Origin of the sequence: Acinetobacter sp. Ac_3412, from assembly GCF_013072675.1 — a bacterium.
GTDB lineage: Bacteria > Pseudomonadota > Gammaproteobacteria > Pseudomonadales > Moraxellaceae > Acinetobacter > Acinetobacter higginsii.
The window spans coordinates 221016-239565 of sequence record NZ_LXUJ01000011.1 but is presented as its reverse complement, the minus strand read 5'-3'; the positions used below and the strand labels follow the sequence as shown (position 1 = coordinate 239565).

The following is an 18550-nucleotide window of genomic DNA, read 5'->3' as shown; positions in this document are numbered from 1 at the left end:
ACGTTGAAACTTGAACCAATTGATCCACAAGAATTTACGGATTTCGCGGCTTATTCCGAGAGACCACGAACCAAATGGGAACGTTTTTTAGATAAAATTAAACCGCGTTCCGCAGCCATGCGCACCACGATTCTGGTGTTGTTCATGGTATTTTTCAGTCTGTTTATGTCCTTGTGGTTCTTTTGGCGCACACTTTATCTTCCTGAGTTACAACAACACGCCCGCTACCTCGCGATTGAATTAGAATTGGTCAATAATCCAGATATTCGAATTTTACATCGCGAGAGTGAAGTTGATGTCGATACTTGGTTAAAGAATCGTATTGGCATCGAATATGTAACTGACCCAAACGAATTTCCTCGAGTTGAAGATAAATTCTTAGCGGAACTGTTTACCAATCAAATTGAGTCCAAACTGGCTAAAGAGTTAGGTGTAGAAAACGTCACGGTTTATTTTAAATTTAAACCGATTCCACGCATCTGGATTCAAACGCCAGAGATGAAAGGGAACTGGGTTAGAGAACCTTTAAAAACCTATACCAACTATAGTGTTGAACTGATTGCGGGCTGGTTGTTTGGTGTTCCCATTGTATCGTCCATTATTATTTTAATTTTGGTTCGGCAAATGAACCGACCTTTGCGTCGCTTACAAAATACAGCCAACAATTATAGTAAAACCGGCAAGGCGCCTTATCTCGACACCAATCATGGGCCACTCGAAATCCGTCAAGTGAACCAAGCTTTTAACCATATGGTGTATACGCTTGAACAAACCGAACGTGATCGTCAGATTATGTTGGCGGGTATCTCCCATGATTTGCGCACACCATTAACGCGTATTCGTTTGACCGCAGAAATGCTCCCTGATGAGTTCTTCCGTGAAGGTCTGATCTACGATGTAGATGACATGGACGCGATTCTCAACCAGTTTATTTCCTATATGCGGGATGGCTCTGATGAAGAACTGACAGAGACCAACCTGAATACGCTGTTGCAAGAACTGGTGGTCCAATTCAAACCACTAGACATTCGTTTTGAAGCGCAAGAGTTGCCCATCATTCCAGCACGAAGCTTGTCTTTAAAACGCCTAATTGCCAATTTAATTAATAATGCTAAACGTTATGGTGCAGAACCGATTGAACTGTCTGCCAGCCATGTCGATGATCATATTATGATTACGGTTGCCGACCATGGTGATGGCATTCCACCTGATCAAGTGGAAGAGTTAATGCAGCCTTTTGTTCGTGGTAATTCGGCAAGAACGATTCAAGGCAGTGGTTTAGGCTTAGCAATTGTGAAACGTATTGTCGATATCCATCAAGGACAGATTAACATTCGTAACCGTGAGCAAGGTGGCTTGGAAGTGGTGATTTCCCTCCCCATTCCTCCAGCGCCCAGTGACGAACCACAAAACAATGCTATCGACAAAATAAAGCAAACCCTAACAGGGCATTTTTAAAGTGATCAATCAGCATCCTCTTATCATCTATGCAGGACTCTTCGACTAAAGTCTTCAGCCCAATTGGTGCGGGATTGATTGCTTTCGTTCGGTTTTACACTGATTCAAGCCCAAAAACTGTCCTTCCCTAATGTTCCTTTCCTGTATAAATTCAAGTAAATATCACACAGAAAATAAGCAACTGGAAAGCAGATGAATAAAGCGTATGCAGCTGTATTAGACCTTAGCCTTATTTCAATTCACTTTTCATGTTTTAGCGCTAAACTCCATATCCAATGAAAAGCAATATTGAGAATGGATGATGTCTTTAAGTCGTATTCGTCTTGCAGCACTGCATGACAAAGTGATGAGTGCAGAGCAGGCAGCTCAGTTTATTAAAAATGATATGACGGTTGGTATGAGCGGTTTTACCCGTGCGGGTGAAGCGAAAGCAGTCCCACAAGCATTGGTTGAACAAGCCAAAAAAAATCCGTTAAAAATCACATTAATTACAGGCGCGAGTCTCGGCAATGACTTAGACAAACAATTGACGGAAGCAGGTGTCCTTGCCCGTCGTATGCCATTCCAAGTCGACAATACTTTGCGTCGTGCCATTAATAACGGCGAAGTGATGTTTATCGACCAACATTTGTCTGAAACCGTTGAACAAATGCGTAACCAGCAACTAAAACGTCCTGATGTTGCGGTGATCGAAGCGGTTGCCATTACCGAAGATGGTCATATCGTTCCAACCACCTCTGTCGGTAACTCAGCAAGTTTTGCGATTTTTGCAGAAAAAGTAATTGTCGAAATTAATACCTCGCTCAGCGAAAATTTCGAAGGCCTACACGATATTTATATCCCGACCTATCGCCCTACCCGTACACCATTGCCTTTAACGCAAGTGGATGACCGCATTGGTTCAACCGCGATTCCAATCGATCCAGCAAAAATCGTGGGGATCGTATTCAATGACACAGCAGATTCACCATCAACTGTGACTCCGCCTGATGCTGAGACTCAAGGCATTGCCAACCACTTGATCAAATTCTTTGAACAGGAAGTGGCTGCAGGTCGTTTGGCGAAAAACTTAGGTCCATTACAGGCAGGTATTGGTTCAATTGCCAATGCGGTTTTAACCGGACTTAAAGATTCGAATTTCGAAGATTTAGTCATGTATTCAGAAGTACTTCAAGACTGTACGTTTGAACTAATTGATGCAGGCAAAATGAAGTTTGCTTCTGGTAGCTCAATCACCCTATCAGCACAATGTGGCGAGCGCGTTTTCGGTAATCTTGAACACTACAAAGACAAATTAGTACTTCGCCCGCAAGAAATTTCAAACCATCCGGAACTGGTGCGTCGTTTGGGGATTATCGGCATCAATACTGCGCTTGAGTTTGATATTTACGGTAATGTGAACTCAACCCACGTTTGCGGTACCAAGATGATGAACGGTATCGGTGGTTCAGGTGACTTTGCCCGTAACGCGCACCTTGCGATCTTCGTGACCAAATCCATTGCCAAAGGTGGTGATATTTCATCGATCGTACCAATGGTCAGCCATGTCGATCACAATGAACATGATGTCGACATCTTGGTAACAGAAGTTGGTTTGGCTGATCTTCGCGGCTTAGCACCACGTGAGCGTGCCCGTGTCATTATCGACAACTGTGTACATCCACTTTATCAAGGTGCACTTAACGATTACTTTGACCGTGCATGCGAACGTGGCGGCCATACCCCACACATTCTTCGTGAAGCCTTATCTTGGCATGCCAATTTTGAAGAAACAGGTCATATGTTAGCGCCTGCAGCTGTGGCGAAGTCTGCTTAACGCTCATATTTATTTTTATGGACCTACCTTCTCTGGTAAGTCAAAAAAGGTCTTTGCCTCACGCAAAGACCTTTTTTATTGCTTGAATATCAAGCCATCTTGTTATTTTAATTCAAATTATAGAAAATCGATCATCCAATAAAAATCAAACCGAATACAATGAAGAAAATTACGCTATGGCTATTCGTTATATCACTCATTCTAATCAGCCTTATAATATTCACAACCTTAATCAAAAGCTCGCATACAAGCCCTTATTTCATCACAATTTCAGGTAATCAATTACAAGAACAGGTAGACTTAGTTCCCGATCAACTTTGGTTTGATATGATTGCCAAAGGCAATGATCCTATCTCGAGCATCTCTTTTGAACTCAAAAATAAAAATATTACCGGTTGGATTGATCTAAATTTAGACTCAAATGTTGCCATTTTTCAACGGCTCGACGCTCAACAAGACCACGTCCCTTGGTCTGTTTATACGACCTCTACTTCAGAGAAAGCTATTGGAAGCTATCAAATTGATCTGCAAACATCACAGCAAAACTTAAACCTTCAATTTCACAATACGCCTATTCGTTACCAGCTTGAGCATTCAGAACAACAAAGCGTACAACTCTCTGGTCAATTACAATTTAAGGTCCCTTCACACTGGCCTGTTTTAAAATCTAAGCGTTTCCCTCAACTTCCCATACAAGGACAATTTATTTTCGATGAACAACCCTATCAGCTGATTCGTATGAATAGTGCCGTTTCTCAGCACTCTGTTCTTCATGACCCGATTTCTTATCAATTCAGCTTAAAACATCAAGATCAATGGGTTGATTTCACTTTTCAACAAGACAACATATCCTCTCAGCCACTGGTACAAATCACGACTCACGATCAGCTTTATCAACTTAAGTCCCCAGCCCCCCAAAACCTTTGGCACGAAGATGATAAAAAGATTGTGATTCGTGCCAAGAATATTTTGCTTCAAGCCAAGTCTGGGCAAACTAAATCATTAAATATCAATCTTGTTATCCCAAAAAATTACGCTCATCTAAGTATAAATCATCAAGATGCAAAGCTCATTCCTGCCAACTCTGAGTTATTAGCTGAAGCTAGAAATGAACAAAAGATTTACCAACTTAGCTTTGTACAACAACATCAGCTACTTACACTCGAGCTCATTGAAGAAATGCAGGGCAATTTCAGTTTAAAATTCATTACGGAAGATGGAGAACAATACTTTTGTGGTAATACCTCAACAGCCTGCCCAGGTTTAACCATTGAGCCAAGCAAACAAACTTTCTTATTCAATCAAGTTAAATTAGGGTCGCATCTGTTGAATGGAAGTCTTTTTATCGCTGGCGTGTTATAGCGGCATGTTCCGACATGCTTTTTTTATTTTTCTATCCAGAAGTAGCTAAGCGCCCGACTCTGAGCAAAATTGGAAAACGAACTGCAATCGGCTGCTGTATCTGTAAAATGTCTTGTAAGCTCGCCAAAGGGCTGACATGCAGCCGATCTTGGTAATGCTTTACTGCAGACCAAGTATTGAGATAATCCCACAACTGTGGCCCTGTCCAACCTAATTCAATCTGAAACTGTGGCATTGCGATTTCCTCAAAGGGAAATGGAATCGTTTGATAATGCTCATCAATATAACGTCGCTCTGCATCCCAAAAGCCCTTTAAAGTCTGATGATAGAGCAGATCGATTCGCTGATTTAAATCTGTATCATCTAACTGAATTAAGCCATAACCAATTACGGCAAAAAGACCATTTAGCTTTAATGTTCGTTTTACTTCTGCATAAAACTTTTCAAAATCAAACCAGTGAATCGCTTGGGCAACAGTAATTAAATCAAAAGACTGATCTGCAAATGAGGTTTGCTCTGCGGCTTGTTGTAAATACTGCACATTGGATAATGCTGGGGCCTGATCTAACTGATTTTGACTAAGATCAGTTGCAACCACATGCTGAAAATAAGGAGCGATCAGCTGAGTCAGTTGCCCAGAACCTGCCCCACAATCCCACGCACAGTCCAAACCATTGAGCTGCGCTATTAAGCAGTTTACTAACGTTTGCGGATAAGTTGGCCGTGCTTGTTGATAAAGTTCACTTTGCTCAGAAAATAAATCTTTCATACTGGTCTATTCTTAAAATTTTTGACTCGGCTTTAATATAGCAAAATATTTTAAATATAAAAAAAGCCCCAAACTTTCGTTTGAGGCTTTTTGAATATGGTGGCGAGACCCAGGATCGAACTGGGGACACACGGATTTTCAATCCGTTGCTCTACCTACTGAGCTATCACGCCAATGGGGTGTATTAAGCCGTATCTCAGACCAATAGTCAATAATTATCATGAGCTTTTGATTTGAATGCACATTTTTCATGCAATCATTTTTTGGGCAAAAAAAATCCCTGATGGGATCAGGGATTGAAAATACAAATTTATGGTGGCGAGACCCAGGATCGAACTGGGGACACACGGATTTTCAATCCGTTGCTCTACCTACTGAGCTATCACGCCAAAGTGGGCGTATTAAACAATGTTTGTCTAAGCCCGTCAAGCAAATTTGTGGATTTTTCTCTTAAGCGCTTAATTTTGCTGCAAAGCAGTACGCTAAAGCTTAGATTTTGCCAAGATGTGATAAACAGCGATGGATTGCCCCACAACCTGGTTCAAACTGTTTAACCCCTTGCTCTTCTTCCATACGGCATACCTCTTCAACCAAGCGTTCTGCAACCCCACGCCCGCGATTGGCTGGATGTACCACAATATATTCCAAAACACGGCTTTCACCTTGTCCTGTCGCCCAAATTGCACCTATAATTTTGGTGTTAAATTCAGCAGTGTAAACTGTGGTATATTGCTGGAGATTTTGTTCAAGTTGTTCCATTGCATCTTGCCCATCGCCAAACTCTGGGCTGGTATCGTAAAGTCGCTCTAGCTGAGTACGAATTCCTAGATTATCCAGAGAACTGTAAGCATGTACGGTAATAGGCATTGATTAACCCTCCTGAGCAAACTATGATGCTGTCACTTTTTCGTCACAGCGAAACTATTGGTTTTTAATTCAATCATTTTTGACGTTTTTTGAGGAACGTGTCCATGACGCAACGTATCAGTGAAGTGGTAAGAAATACCAACGAAACAAAAATTCGAGTTCGTCTCAATCTCGATGGTACTGGTCAAGGCACACTCAACACTGGAGTTCCATTTTTAGACCATATGATTGATCAAATCAAGCGCCATGGTCTATTTGATATCGACATTCATTGCGATGGTGACCTAGAAATTGATGACCATCACACGGTCGAAGACTGTGGAATCACCTTGGGGCAAGCCTTTGCACAAGCTTTAGGTGATAAAAAAGGCTTACGTCGTTATGGGCATTTTTATGCACCATTAGATGAAGCACTGTCTCGTGTTGTGGTTGATCTATCTGGTCGTCCGGGTTTGTTTATGGATATTCCATATACACGTGCCCGCATCGGAACCTTTGATGTCGATTTATTTTCAGAATTTTTCCAAGGTTTTGTCAATCATGCGCTGATGACATTGCATATTGATAACCTGAAAGGCAAAAATAGTCACCACCAGATTGAAAGTGTGTTTAAAGCTTTGGCACGTGCATTGCGTATGGCCTGTGAAATTGATCCACGCGCAGAAAACACCATCGCTTCGACTAAAGGTAGTTTGTAATGACCCGTATTGCTTTACTTGATTATGGCATGGGCAATCTACACTCTGCGGCAAAAGCCTTAGAGCATGTCGGTGCAACAGTTGATGTCACCAATGATCCTAAACTGATTGCCAAAGCGGATAAAATTGTTTTCCCGGGTGTCGGTGCTATGCGTGACTGCATGCAAGGCATGCGTGAAGCTGGAATTGATGAGGTGGTACGTCAGGCTGCTTTCAACAAACCTGTGCTCGCAATTTGTGTCGGTATGCAAGCGCTACTACAAAGTTCGGAAGAAAATGGTGGCGTCGAAGCACTGGGTATTTTTGAGGGAGTGGGAAAACACTTTCCTCAAATCCCAAATTTAAAAGTACCGCATATGGGTTGGAATCAAGTACATCAACTTGATCCAGAGCATCCGATGTGGAATAACATTGAGCAAGATGCACGTTTCTACTTTGTACATAGCTATTATGTTGAGCCAACCGATTCAGCAATTATTGCAGCGACCTGTGATTATGGCGTGAATTTCTGCACGGCGATTCACAAAGATAATTTGTTTGCAACGCAGTTCCATCCTGAAAAAAGTCATACCGCTGGCCTACAGCTGTTAAAGAACTTTGTGGAATGGAAGATTTAAGTCCACCTAATGCAGATCAAGTTTTTCGTTATCACTTGGTCTGCAACTCATAAAATAATTTAAGCTTTAATTTTGCAATTTTTTCTTTATTATTCTAAACGATACATTTTTCAATTTTTACAATCCCATAAAAACACCTAGATAGGAATAACAATGAATTTATCTACTCAAAGCGTGGATCACCCACTGAGTCCCAAAGGTCGTTTTGGCCGACTATCCTATGCAGCTTGGACATTTTTAAGTTCAATCGTCGCAGTGATTCTCATTTTTGTCTTGGCATTTGGTGCTGTACTCGTGACTGGTGGCAGTCTTGAACAAGGGCAAGATTATCCAGTCCTCGCAATTGTCCTGTTTATCATTCTCTATATCGTGTTCGTCTATTTTTCTTTTGTATTTACCATTCGTCGTCTACATGACCGGAATCAAACAGGTTGGTTATCATTATTAGCCATTGTCCCTTTTGTAAACTTCATTTTCATTATTTATCTGCTCTGTGCCAAAGGAACAGCAGGTGAGAATAAGTTTGGTGTTGAACGTGAGACATCAGGCTGGGAAAAAGTCTTGGGCTGGATTTATATTGTGATTATTCCACTTGCCGTCATTTTTGCCTTAGTGGGCAGTGCAGTTCCTGCATATCAGGAATATGTGCAAAGAAGTCAGTTGATACAGCAACAATAAATGACTTCAAAAACATAAACCGCAGCCAAGTTTCGACTTGGCTTTTTTATTGTGACAAAACCCTTTAAGCTCAATCAAACGCTTTGAGCTTTTAATGCAAATGGATACGCCTCAACACACTCCCCTTTTAAGCAAAGAACACATTCGCACATTGCCTGCATTTCAGAATCTAAGCCCAGATCGTATCTTAGTCATCCAAACGCTTGAACAGTGTAAGGCCATTCAAGCGGAACTCGCTTCTATTCAAGTCTTTGGTTTTGATACTGAATCCAAGCCAACCTTCAAAGTTGGCGAAAAATCGACGGGGCCTCACCTGATCCAGCTGGCAACCCCAAACCAAGCTTATCTGTTCCAAGTCAGTACTGAAATATTAGATTTTCTCAAACCGATTCTCGAAAATGAACAGCAACTCAAAGTGGGTTTTGGACTGAAGAATGATGCGCATATCTTTCGTAGTAAAGGTATTCAACCTAATGCCATGATTGACCTGTCCAAGAGCTTTGCAAGTTTTGGTTATCGCAGCCAAGTCGGTACTCAAACCGCAATCGCTCTCCTATTCAAACGTTATTTTGCCAAAAGTAAAAAAGTCAGTACTTCCAACTGGTCGGTTAAAAATCTTAGTCCACAACAAATCAATTATGCCGCCGCAGATGCCTATGCAGCACTGCTCTGTTTCGAGCAACTGTATCAGCAACAATTACTCACAACCCAATTATTGCAACAAATCAGGAGAATACTGCAAGGTTTAGCAGACAAGGCTTAGCGATTGATCAATATTTTGCTAATATGTAGCCAATTTAAACTCTATGATGACGCAAGGAGCGAAAGCATGCTAATCATCCCAGCAATTGACCTGAAAGATGGTAAATGTGTCCGTTTAAAACAAGGACGTATGGAAGACGATACCGTTTTCTCTGAAGACCCTGTGGCAACTGCACAACATTGGGTGGATGAAGGCGCACGTCGTTTACATTTGGTCGACTTAAATGGTGCTTTCGCAGGTACGCCAATTCATAAACCAGTGGTTGAAGCGATTGCACGCGCACAACCTGAACTTCCAATTCAGATTGGTGGTGGTATCCGTTCACTTGAAACCATCGAACACTATTTGGAAGCTGGCGTTTCTTTCGTAATTATCGGTACCAAAGCCGTGAAAGAGCCTGAGTTTGTTGAAGAAGCATGTAAACGCTTCGCAGGTCATATCATTGTCGGGATCGATGCCATCAATGGCATGGTGGCAACCGATGGTTGGGCCAATGTAACTGACGTAAAAGCGACCGATCTGGCTAAACGTTTTGCCGATGCAGGCGTATCCAGCATTGTTTATACCGATATTGCACGTGATGGCATGATGCAAGGTGTGAACGTTGAACAGACCGTGAACTTGGCCAACTATTCGGGTCTTCCTGTGATTGCTTCTGGCGGTGTCACCAATCTGGATGATGTACGTAATCTAAAAGACAAAAAAGGAATTTTAGGTGCGATTACAGGTCGTGCCATCTATGAAGGTACTTTAAGTCTTCGTGAAGCGCAGTTATTGTTAGACCAACAATCACTTTAATCGTTTCAGGCTCTAGTTATTGTAACAATCGCTAGAGCTTTATCCCCTTGGGTGCTATGCTTGCCCCAGTTCAAATAAAACCCCTATCTTCTTACATGATGCTTACGCCACCTTAAGTTTTACATTTCCTATGTATTAACTCATCACTGTCTAGTGATGTGGTGTAGTCGTGTGTCTGTATATCACATCACTAGCCTTTAAAAATTCCTAAAAAATAGGCTATTTCTATGTTTTCCAATATTCGAGCGCAATGGTTCTCCAATATCCGTGCGGATATTTTGGCTGGACTGGTTGTCGGTTTAGCACTGATCCCAGAAGCCATCGCCTTCTCTATTATTGCAGGGGTCGACCCCAAAGTCGGTTTATATGCTTCATTCTGTATTGCCGTGGTGATTGCTTTCGTTGGTGGTCGCCCCGCCATGATTTCAGCCGCAACAGGCGCTATGGCCTTGGTCATGGCCAGTTTGGTTAAAGAGCATGGCTTACAATATCTGCTGGCTGCCACCTTGCTCACGGGTGTATTGCAAATTATCGCGGGCTATCTAAAGCTAGCGAAACTTATGCGTTTCGTGTCTAAATCTGTAGTGATTGGATTCGTCAACGCATTGGCGATTTTGATCTTTATGGCGCAACTGCCTGAACTGGTCAATGTCACATGGCAGGTCTATGCCTTGGTGTTATTGGGTCTGATCATTATCTACCTATTTCCGCTGATTCCGAAAATCGGTAAATTATTGCCTTCACCCTTGGTCTGCATCATCACGGTGACTTTGCTGACCATCTACTTCGGCATTGATATTCGTACAGTAGGAGACATGGGTTCATTACCCGATACGCTTCCCGTGTTCTTAATTCCTGATATTCCCCTTAACTTTGAAACCTTAAAAATCATCTTTCCTTATGCTGTTGCTTTGGCTGCAGTCGGTTTGCTTGAGTCGATGATGACGGCGACGATTATTGATGAAATGACCGATACTCCAAGCGATAAATTTCAAGAATGCAAAGGTCAGGGTATTGCCAATATCGCCTCAGGTTTTATGGGTGGCATGGCAGGCTGTGCCATGATTGGGCAATCGATGATTAATGTAAAATCAGGTGGATTGACTCGATTATCGACCTTTTCAGCGGGAATATTCCTCCTCATCTTAGTCGTATTTATCAGCGACTGGTTAAAGGTGATTCCCATGGCTGCCTTAGTTGCCGTGATGATCATGGTCTCGATCAGTACCTTTGAATGGAAATCCATCAGTAGTTTTAGCAAGAATCCAATCAGCAGTAATGTCGTGATGCTTGCCACTGTGATTGTGGTCGTTGCAACCCATAATTTAGCCTTAGGCGTGCTGACAGGTGTGTTACTTTCTGCTTTATTCCTTGCCAATAAATTAGAGCAAGATATTCGAGTTGAGCGATATTTTGAAAATCAGGCACGCGTTTATAATCTGAAAGGTCAAATTTTCTTTAGTTCTTCAGAAAAATTTATGCAAAGTTTTGATTTCAAAGAGGATGTAAAAGAAGTCATTATTGATTTGACCCATTCACATATTTGGGATGTCACTTCTGTGGCCATGATCGACAGTGTGGTGTATAAATTCCAGCGCAAAGGCGTATACGTCATTGTACGAGGTCTAAATGAAGCCAGCTCGATCATGATTGATAAATATGGAACTCATCAAAGCTCAAGCTAAGTTTGAAAAAGAATCCATAAATGCTACAGGTGCTTAAGCAATCAAACTTAAGCACCTTTTTTTAACGTTAATAAATCACGTTTCGGATAAAACGAACGCTACGATTACCCTGATTGAGATAGCGATAATTGACAGAACTCTCAAATAAAATCGACTCACCTGCCTGAAGCACTCGATTTTCATGTTCAAACGAAATCGTCAACGCTCCATCCAGCACATAAATCAACTCTTGCCAGCCTTTTTGATCTGGCTCTGCTTGATACACCTCTCCCATAGCCAAAGACCATGTCCATAATTCGACTTGTGTCTGGGTTGGCACAGCAGCTAACAGCGTGGCATGACTTTCAGCCTGTTGACCCTGCCACGCCAAGGTATTGACGATAGCCGACTCACTCAGCTCAAATGGGCTAACCAGTTTTTTAAAATCAACAGCCAATGCCGTGGCAATCGCATCAAGCTTGGCCAGACTAATATTAACTTGTCCTGTTTCCAAAGCAGCAATGGTACGGCGACTAACGCCTGCTCGATCTGCCAAATCTTGCTGGCTAAGCTGACGTTCGGTACGAAACAGACGAATATTCTGTCCCACATCTTGCAATACCGTCTCTGAATGACTCATGCATTCCTACAATGAAAATAAAAAATCTGCGCAATATATTGCACAAAGCTAATATGCAATGCAATATGTGCAGTATATTGCACTTTACTCATGAGGATGGCTGCGTTGACCGCTTTGTCTCAATCTCCTAAAGCCGCACAATTCGCGCTTATTTTTATTACCATGATTTGGGGTGGCACCTTTCTAGCCGTGCAATATGCGCTGAATTTTAGTAGCCCCATGTTTTTTGTCGGCTGCCGTTTTGCAGTCGCGGCTTTGGTGATCTTCTTAATCTCGATTAAATCGATGCGTGGCTTAACCCTAAAAGAGGGCTTGGCTGGTACAGCCATCGGGATTGTGATCGCAATTGGCTACGGCACTCAAACCATTGGCTTACAAAGCATTCTCAGTAGCGAATCCGCCTTTCTAACCGCGCTGTATGTGCCCTTAGTGCCCATTTTAATGTGGGTGATCTTCCAAAAGATGCCCTCTATAATGACTTGGGTCGGTACGGCATTGGCCTTTACTGGTTTAATCTTGTTAACAGGTAACGGCTTTTCCAGTATTAACTTTAGTTATGGACAAGTACTCACTCTGATTTGTGCCTTTGTGATTGCACTCGAGATTATCCTGATTGGTTATTTTGCGGGGAAAGTGAATCTAAGACGGGTTACGGTGATTCAACTGGCAGTCGCTTCATGCTTATCTTTTGCCAGCATGCCCTTGGTTGGTGAACACAGTATTCCTAACTTCTCATGGGGATTAGTGATTATTGCAGTGGCGCTCGGCTTAGCCAGTGCCTTGATTCAATTTGTGATGAACTGGGCACAACGCATAGTCGATCCGACGCGTGCTGCGATTATTTATGCAGGTGAACCCGTCTGGGCGGGGGTGATCGGTCGTATTGCGGGAGAACGTTTACCATTACTGGCCTTGTTTGGAGGTGTATTGGTGGTGCTTGGGGTACTCGTCAGCGAATTAAAATTTAAATTCTTTGCGAAGAAACAACGACCAGAAAATTAATAGATAAAAGTGCACAACAGTTTTAGTTCAATAAAATCTATTGTGCACTTTCAAAAGACTAAGCTGGAATTTCTTTTTGATTCACAGCAACAGGACTATTGCCAATCTGCCACACGTACGGCAAAGGCGCTTGATTGACTTCCCAATCTCCAATCACTTTCTGTTTATAGACCAATGGGTTGTGTGATGCGACCACACGAGCATTGCGCCAAAAACGGTCCAACTGCTTGTCAGTGCTACTGGCCGATGCGCCCAAGGCATTAAACAGCTCGGTGCTCAGATTCAAGACCAACTCCGCAATCACCACCTGCCCCTGTGCCGATACTAATTCAGCACGGTCATTGGCCTCCAACTCAGCCTGTTCATCATTCTGAAAATGTTGTAAATACGCAGCATCTAAAGCTTCAGCAGTACTCAGTGTAATCGTTTGCGCCGCATAAGCCTGTGCAGAAGCTTTGCCAATCACTTGCAGGATTTGTGCATCTTCACGCACCAGATTGGCATTGCCATGACTATAAATCCGCGTTCGCTGACGCACTTCCTGCTTAAAGGTCTCTACGGCACTGTGTGCGATACCCGCCAAAGTCGCGAGATGCACCACCTGATAAAATGCGGTTTGATATTTAAATCGGTTTTCAAACACCAAAATATGATCTCGGGCAATTTCTACATTGTTTAAGGTCAAGGTTCCGCTGCCCGTGGTTTTTTGCCCAAAGCCATCCCAGTCATCCACAATATCAATGCCTTCTGCTTGCGTAGACACCGCAGCAATCACATGCTGATTGGTGCTTTCATCCAAAGCAAAAAGATCAATCCAGTCTGCGAAAATCGTGCCTGTGGAATAATACTTCTGACCATTGATACGGAGTTTGCCATCTTGTGCTGCCGTGACACGGGTCACTACATCCCCGATTTCAACTTTACCAATTTCTGTCCATGCATTCCCCACAATCTCACCACGAACAAAGCGTTCGAACCAGCGTGTCTGTGCTTCAGTTTTTTGTGCATTTAAGCGGTCTTCGACAAAGGCAAAATGCCCGCGTAAGGCCTGAACCACATTGGAATCTGCTTGAGCAAGTTCAATCAATAACTGAAATAGCTGCTTTTGCGAAACACCATCACCACCAAAAGCCACAGGCACGCGTACCGCGCCAAAGCCTGCCTGTTTTAACCATTGAATCGGTTCATAGGGCAAGGTTCGGTTTTTTTCCCGTGCTAAAGCACCTTCCGCAATTCGTTCGAAGATCGGACGGAACTTGCCCGCCACCTGTTCATAATGTGCACCCAAGGAGAGATTTTGATTCGTTTGACTGGTCATAATAGTACCCTCCTAGCTCCACGCATGACGTGGCAGTGCCACACCATTCAAATAATAATTACCCACCAGATTGTATTTCCAACGTACCGGATCATGCAGGGTATGCGTGCGTGCATTGCGCCAGTGTCGATCCAGATTCAACTCGGATAAGGTGGAACGGGTACCGGATAACTCAAATAATTTATTGGCTGCCAAGAGTGCGATTTCAGTGGTTAATACTTTCGATTCAGCCGTGAGTAAAGTTGCTTCTGTTACGCTGTCCTCGGTTGGATTCGCCAAAGCACGATCAATCGCCTCACCTGCCAAAGCTAAAACCGCCTCTGCGGCACGGAGTTTAATTTTTAGCTCGCCAATATTGCTAATGGTATAGGGATCTTCACTGGCGTGTTCCACACCTGAATCAATCCAAGGGCGGGCATACTCACGCACATAACGGATGGTTTCCTCAATGGCCCCACGCGCAATCCCCGCATCGACAGCGGACTGAATAATTTGCGAAATTGCACCTGCTGCTGTTGGACGTTCAAAAGCCTGATGGATCGGCACCACATATTTTAAATCGACTCGCACATGATCCAGCTGCACGCTGCCACTGGCCGTAGTGCGCTGACCAAAGCTGCTCCAGTCATTCACAATGGTCAAACCAGGGGTATGTTGCGGAACCAATGCTGCAAATACTTTGCCATCATCACTGACCGCAACCACAGGAATCCAATGTGCCAATAAAGCACCTGTGGCAAAGAATTTCTGACCACTGATCAGCGCATAATCCTCTTTAAATTCAATTTTAGTGGTCAAATCCGCGACGGTTTTCGAGTTTTTTTCAGAGAATGCATTGCCTAAACGCTTGCCTTGCAGTACTTGTTCGAAGAAGAACTGCTGCTGTTCCAATGACGCATCCAAACGGATATGTTCTAAAAAGGCCCAATGATTTTGTGCAATTTGCCCTAAAGATAAATCTGCACTGGAAATAATGGTCACCACCTCAGCAAGGGTTTTATAACTCACCCCTGCACCCCCGAACTGTTTTGGAATATTGATCCCCCACAGGCCAGAGGCGGAATATTGCTGGATTTCCTGCAGTGGCAGCTTGCGCTCATGGTCACGCTTTGCCGCATCTTTGGCAAAAGCAGCCGCTATGCGATGTGCCACAGCGATGGCTTCTTGATCTGAAGCAATCACATGTGCTGGCGTATTATTCAAGTAAAAATCTTGCGGAATACTCTGTGCATCTTCCAATTTTATTTCTATTTTTGAGGTCATTATAAATACTCATTTTCCAGTTATAAAAAATAAACTAGCACTATTTTTATTGCCTATTTATAAGTTAAATTTAGAACCTAATCTGTTTATTTAAAATAAACCAAAACCACCACTTGTTTATTTAAAAAACAATTTAAAATCAATAATAAACAACTCAAAAAGACGAACGAGCGCGTTAACACCATTTGCCCAAGTAAACAAAATAACGTTTTGAATTTAATAAAAAATAATCATTAAAACCACAACCCAAAATCACGTTAAATAGATTCATGATAACCATTTATTTTTTTATGATTAATCAATTCAATCTTTTTTAATTAAGATCAATAAAAATCTTTAATTTAGTAAAGAGCAATGAGCAAGCAAATTAGATTTAATGCCTTTGAAATGAACTGTATTGCGCATCAATCGCCGGGATTGTGGCGTCACCCTCAGGATCGCTCGACTGAATATAAAGACCTCGAATATTGGACCGATTTGGCCAAGATCTTAGAGCGTGGCAAGTTTGATGGGGTTTTTATTGCCGATGTGTTAGGCATTTATGATGTTTATCATCAATCAGCACAACATGCGCTCACAGGTGCCGTACAAGTTCCCGTGAATGATCCTTTGCAAATCGTGCCTGCTATGGCGGCGGTGACCAAACATTTGGGCTTTGGCCTTACTACCTCGATTTCATTTGAGCACCCTTATCCCTTTGCACGGCGCATGAGCACCTTGGATCATTTGACCAAAGGCCGCATTGGCTGGAACATCGTCACCTCATACTTGGAAAGTGGCTCAAAGAATTTAGGTCTTAAAACGCAAGTCAATCATGATCAACGTTATGACATCGCTGATGAATATTTAGAAGTTCTCTATAAACTCTGGGAAGGTTCTTGGGAACAAGATGCAGTACTGCGTGACAAAGAACGTGGTATTTTCGCAGACCATCGCAAAGTTCATCCGATCAATCATCAAGGTCAATATTTTAGCGTTCCCGGTATTCATATTTGCGAACCATCACCTCAACGCACCCCTGTGCTCTATCAAGCAGGTGCATCCAGTCGTGGGCAGTTATTTGCCAGCCAAAATGCTGAATGTGTGTTTATTTCTGCACCGACCAAAGCCGCGGTGAAAAAACTGGTACAGGGCATTCGCTCCAACCTAATTGAACAAGGCAAAGATCCTCATTCGATTTTGATCTACACCATGCTATCCATCGTGGTGGATGAAACTGATGCGAAAGCCCAAGCAAAATTTAAAGACTATCAAAATTACGCCAGCTATCATGGCGGCTTAACCTTGGCATCAGGTTGGTCAGGGGTCGACTTCTCGCAATTCCATGCAGAAGACAAAGTTGAATATATTCATACCGATGCGATTCAATCCATGCTGGATTCTTATATAAAAGCCGACCCGGATCGAATCTGGACCATTGAAGAGATTGCCAAATTTATTAGTATCGGTGGCAATGGTCCAGTACTGGTGGGCTCAGCTGCAACTGTGGCTGATCAACTACAGGCATGGACGGAAGAAACCGATATTGACGGCTTTAACTTGGCCTATATTTTGGCGCATCAAAGCTTTGAAGATGTGGTGAAATATCTGGTGCCGGAACTACAGCAACGTGGCGTGTATCCAACTGAATATACCGAAGGGACGTTGCGTGAGAAACTATTTGGACAAGGTCCATTGCTGACAGAACAGCATCGAGGCGCAAGCTATCGCTATCATGCAACAGCGAAAACCAACAACAATACAGAACTCGCTTAGGTTAACACACCACCCAGCGAGTTCTGGCCGAGCTTAGCCTTGATACATCGGCTTATTGTCATTTAAGGCAATCAGACCACGGATGGCACGATAGACAATCCAAATCCATGCACCAAAAATTACCGCAAAGGCAAAAGTGGTTGCAGAAACCGCAACGCCTGCAAAGGCCGTCCCGTTATCACCGGTAAAGAACAAGAATGAGAACGGAATAAAGGCAATAATATTCCAAGCCAAATACCACCAGAAGGTGCGGATTTGCCAAGTAAAGTGGCTTTCAAAAATCGAGCCTTGGACATCACTGCGTTTTACATAGTTGATGATCAAAGCAATGATTGCCAATAGACCACCAGTAAAAATCGCAATGATATAAAGTACATACAACACCAAAGTCAAAGTACGATTTGGATCTTGATCAACGGAATAATTCATTTTTATTTAATCTCCAGAAACAAACTCCCTCAATCAATAAAACACATTGAGCGGAGAAATTAACCAACATATCAATAGTATATGGAAGACTATGGTACAGAAATAAATCTTACGAAACGGTTGTTTTTGTGTTTTATGTCTCAGTTTTTGCTGAGCAAGCCAACCACCGCACCATCCACCCAAAGAATCCACGATATGCAAAGTCTGCTCTGGAATACGTCGATTGCCCAACTGAGCTGCTTCTTTATCTTGCGCATACAGCCAATAACTCAGCACATTCATCAAGCTGACAAATAATAAAGTATACGGCGGCAGCAATTTGCTAAAGCTTGCGATCACCATAAAAACAATATAAATCACAATACCAATCTGCATCGCAGACCAGCGTTTCGACGCTGTAGGCTGACTCGGACGAGCACGATGTTCAATCACCTGCGATGCTTTCAAATACGTTGCCTGCTGAGCGCGATAACGACCGCGCTCATCCAGAATCACCACATATTCCAAGGCACAACCGACCAAGGGTCGCGGTCCTGTGCGAGCAAAGTCTTTGATATGGATAAAGACACGATCTTTTGCTGTGTCATTGGGTTGGATAAAGCCATAGCCTTTATCATCAAACCACTCAACTAAACGACCTTGATCTCGCATGT

The 18550-nt window shown here is 42.8% G+C and carries 18 protein-coding genes and 2 tRNA genes; 11 read left to right on the top strand and 9 right to left on the bottom strand.

The window, feature by feature from the left end; translation table 11 throughout:
• Window positions 1-3: 3 nt before the first annotated feature.
• The 3 genes from A7P54_RS13900 (at window position 4) to A7P54_RS13890 (ending at window position 4636) form a co-directional block, all read left to right on the top strand.
• Window positions 4-1458 (top strand): ATP-binding protein, encoded by a 1455-nt coding sequence (locus A7P54_RS13900; protein ID WP_171549940.1) that lies wholly within the window; start codon window positions 4-6, stop codon window positions 1456-1458.
• Window positions 1459-1759: 301 nt separating this feature from the next.
• Window positions 1760-3274 (top strand): acetyl-CoA hydrolase/transferase family protein, encoded by a 1515-nt coding sequence (locus tag A7P54_RS13895; RefSeq protein ID WP_171549939.1) that lies wholly within the window; start codon window positions 1760-1762, stop codon window positions 3272-3274.
• Window positions 3275-3433: 159 nt separating this feature from the next.
• Window positions 3434-4636, top strand: coding sequence for a hypothetical protein (locus tag A7P54_RS13890; protein WP_005201403.1), 1203 nt, complete (start codon window positions 3434-3436; stop codon window positions 4634-4636).
• Window positions 4637-4667: 31 nt separating this feature from the next.
• On the opposite strand, the gene A7P54_RS13885 is transcribed toward A7P54_RS13890, so the two are convergent.
• The 4 genes from A7P54_RS13885 to A7P54_RS13870 form a co-directional block, all read right to left on the bottom strand.
• Window positions 4668-5405 (bottom strand): class I SAM-dependent methyltransferase, encoded by a 738-nt coding sequence (locus A7P54_RS13885; protein ID WP_171549938.1) that lies wholly within the window; start codon window positions 5403-5405, stop codon window positions 4668-4670.
• A 97-nt stretch (window positions 5406-5502) separates the two neighbouring features.
• Window positions 5503-5578, bottom strand: a tRNA-Phe gene (locus A7P54_RS13880).
• Between the two features lie 140 nt (window positions 5579-5718).
• Window positions 5719-5794 (bottom strand) — tRNA-Phe (locus A7P54_RS13875).
• Between the two features lie 100 nt (window positions 5795-5894).
• Window positions 5895-6272, bottom strand: a complete 378-nt coding sequence (locus tag A7P54_RS13870; protein ID WP_004657331.1) for a GNAT family N-acetyltransferase — start codon at window positions 6270-6272, stop codon at window positions 5895-5897.
• 104 nt (window positions 6273-6376) lie between these two features.
• On the opposite strand from A7P54_RS13870, the gene hisB reads away from it, so the two are divergent.
• From hisB to A7P54_RS13840, 6 genes are all read left to right on the top strand, one after another.
• A complete protein-coding gene (gene hisB / locus A7P54_RS13865; protein ID WP_004803817.1) occupies window positions 6377-6970 on the top strand; it encodes an imidazoleglycerol-phosphate dehydratase HisB in 594 nt (197 codons plus the stop codon).
• Window positions 6970-7587 (top strand): imidazole glycerol phosphate synthase subunit HisH, encoded by a 618-nt coding sequence (gene hisH, locus A7P54_RS13860; RefSeq protein WP_004803814.1) that lies wholly within the window; start codon window positions 6970-6972, stop codon window positions 7585-7587. Before hisB ends, hisH begins: the two co-directional genes overlap by 1 nt.
• A 153-nt stretch (window positions 7588-7740) precedes the next feature.
• A complete protein-coding gene (locus A7P54_RS13855) occupies window positions 7741-8265 on the top strand; it encodes a DUF805 domain-containing protein (RefSeq protein ID WP_005201408.1) in 525 nt (174 codons plus the stop codon).
• A gap of 94 nt (window positions 8266-8359) precedes the next feature.
• Window positions 8360-9028, top strand: coding sequence for a 3'-5' exonuclease (locus A7P54_RS13850; RefSeq protein WP_171549937.1), 669 nt, complete (start codon window positions 8360-8362; stop codon window positions 9026-9028).
• Window positions 9029-9094: 66 nt separating this feature from the next.
• Window positions 9095-9826, top strand: a complete 732-nt coding sequence (gene hisA / locus A7P54_RS13845; RefSeq protein ID WP_004803807.1) for a 1-(5-phosphoribosyl)-5-[(5-phosphoribosylamino)methylideneamino]imidazole-4-carboxamide isomerase — start codon at window positions 9095-9097, stop codon at window positions 9824-9826.
• Window positions 9827-10053: 227 nt separating this feature from the next.
• A complete protein-coding gene (locus tag A7P54_RS13840) occupies window positions 10054-11511 on the top strand; it encodes a SulP family inorganic anion transporter (protein ID WP_171549936.1) in 1458 nt (485 codons plus the stop codon).
• A gap of 67 nt (window positions 11512-11578) precedes the next feature.
• On the opposite strand, the gene A7P54_RS13835 is transcribed toward A7P54_RS13840, so the two are convergent.
• Window positions 11579-12130 carry an XRE family transcriptional regulator gene (locus A7P54_RS13835; RefSeq protein ID WP_171549935.1) on the bottom strand — a complete coding sequence of 184 codons (552 nt, stop codon included), beginning with the start codon at window positions 12128-12130 and terminating at the stop codon, window positions 11579-11581.
• 105 nt (window positions 12131-12235) lie between these two features.
• Between A7P54_RS13835 and A7P54_RS13830 the strand changes: the two genes are divergently transcribed.
• Complete coding sequence (locus A7P54_RS13830) at window positions 12236-13132, top strand: DMT family transporter (RefSeq protein WP_171549934.1); 897 nt, start codon at window positions 12236-12238, stop codon at window positions 13130-13132.
• Window positions 13133-13190: 58 nt separating this feature from the next.
• On the opposite strand, the gene A7P54_RS13825 is transcribed toward A7P54_RS13830, so the two are convergent.
• Window positions 13191-14450, bottom strand: a complete 1260-nt coding sequence (locus A7P54_RS13825) for an acyl-CoA dehydrogenase family protein (protein WP_171549933.1) — start codon at window positions 14448-14450, stop codon at window positions 13191-13193.
• A 12-nt stretch (window positions 14451-14462) separates the two neighbouring features.
• Window positions 14463-15713, bottom strand: a complete 1251-nt coding sequence (locus A7P54_RS13820) for an SfnB family sulfur acquisition oxidoreductase (protein WP_171549932.1) — start codon at window positions 15711-15713, stop codon at window positions 14463-14465.
• Between the two features lie 354 nt (window positions 15714-16067).
• Between A7P54_RS13820 and A7P54_RS13815 the strand changes: the two genes are divergently transcribed.
• The gene (locus A7P54_RS13815; protein ID WP_171549931.1) at window positions 16068-17468 is read left to right on the top strand and encodes an LLM class flavin-dependent oxidoreductase; all 1401 of its coding nucleotides are present in this window, start codon (window positions 16068-16070) and stop codon (window positions 17466-17468) included.
• A gap of 33 nt (window positions 17469-17501) precedes the next feature.
• On the opposite strand, the gene A7P54_RS13810 is transcribed toward A7P54_RS13815, so the two are convergent.
• Window positions 17502-17897 carry a hypothetical protein gene (locus A7P54_RS13810; protein ID WP_004803794.1) on the bottom strand — a complete coding sequence of 132 codons (396 nt, stop codon included), beginning with the start codon at window positions 17895-17897 and terminating at the stop codon, window positions 17502-17504.
• Window positions 17898-17930: 33 nt separating this feature from the next.
• Complete coding sequence (locus A7P54_RS13805) at window positions 17931-18548, bottom strand: DUF1294 domain-containing protein (protein ID WP_005209318.1); 618 nt, start codon at window positions 18546-18548, stop codon at window positions 17931-17933.
• Between the last annotated feature and the right edge of the window lie 2 nt (window positions 18549-18550).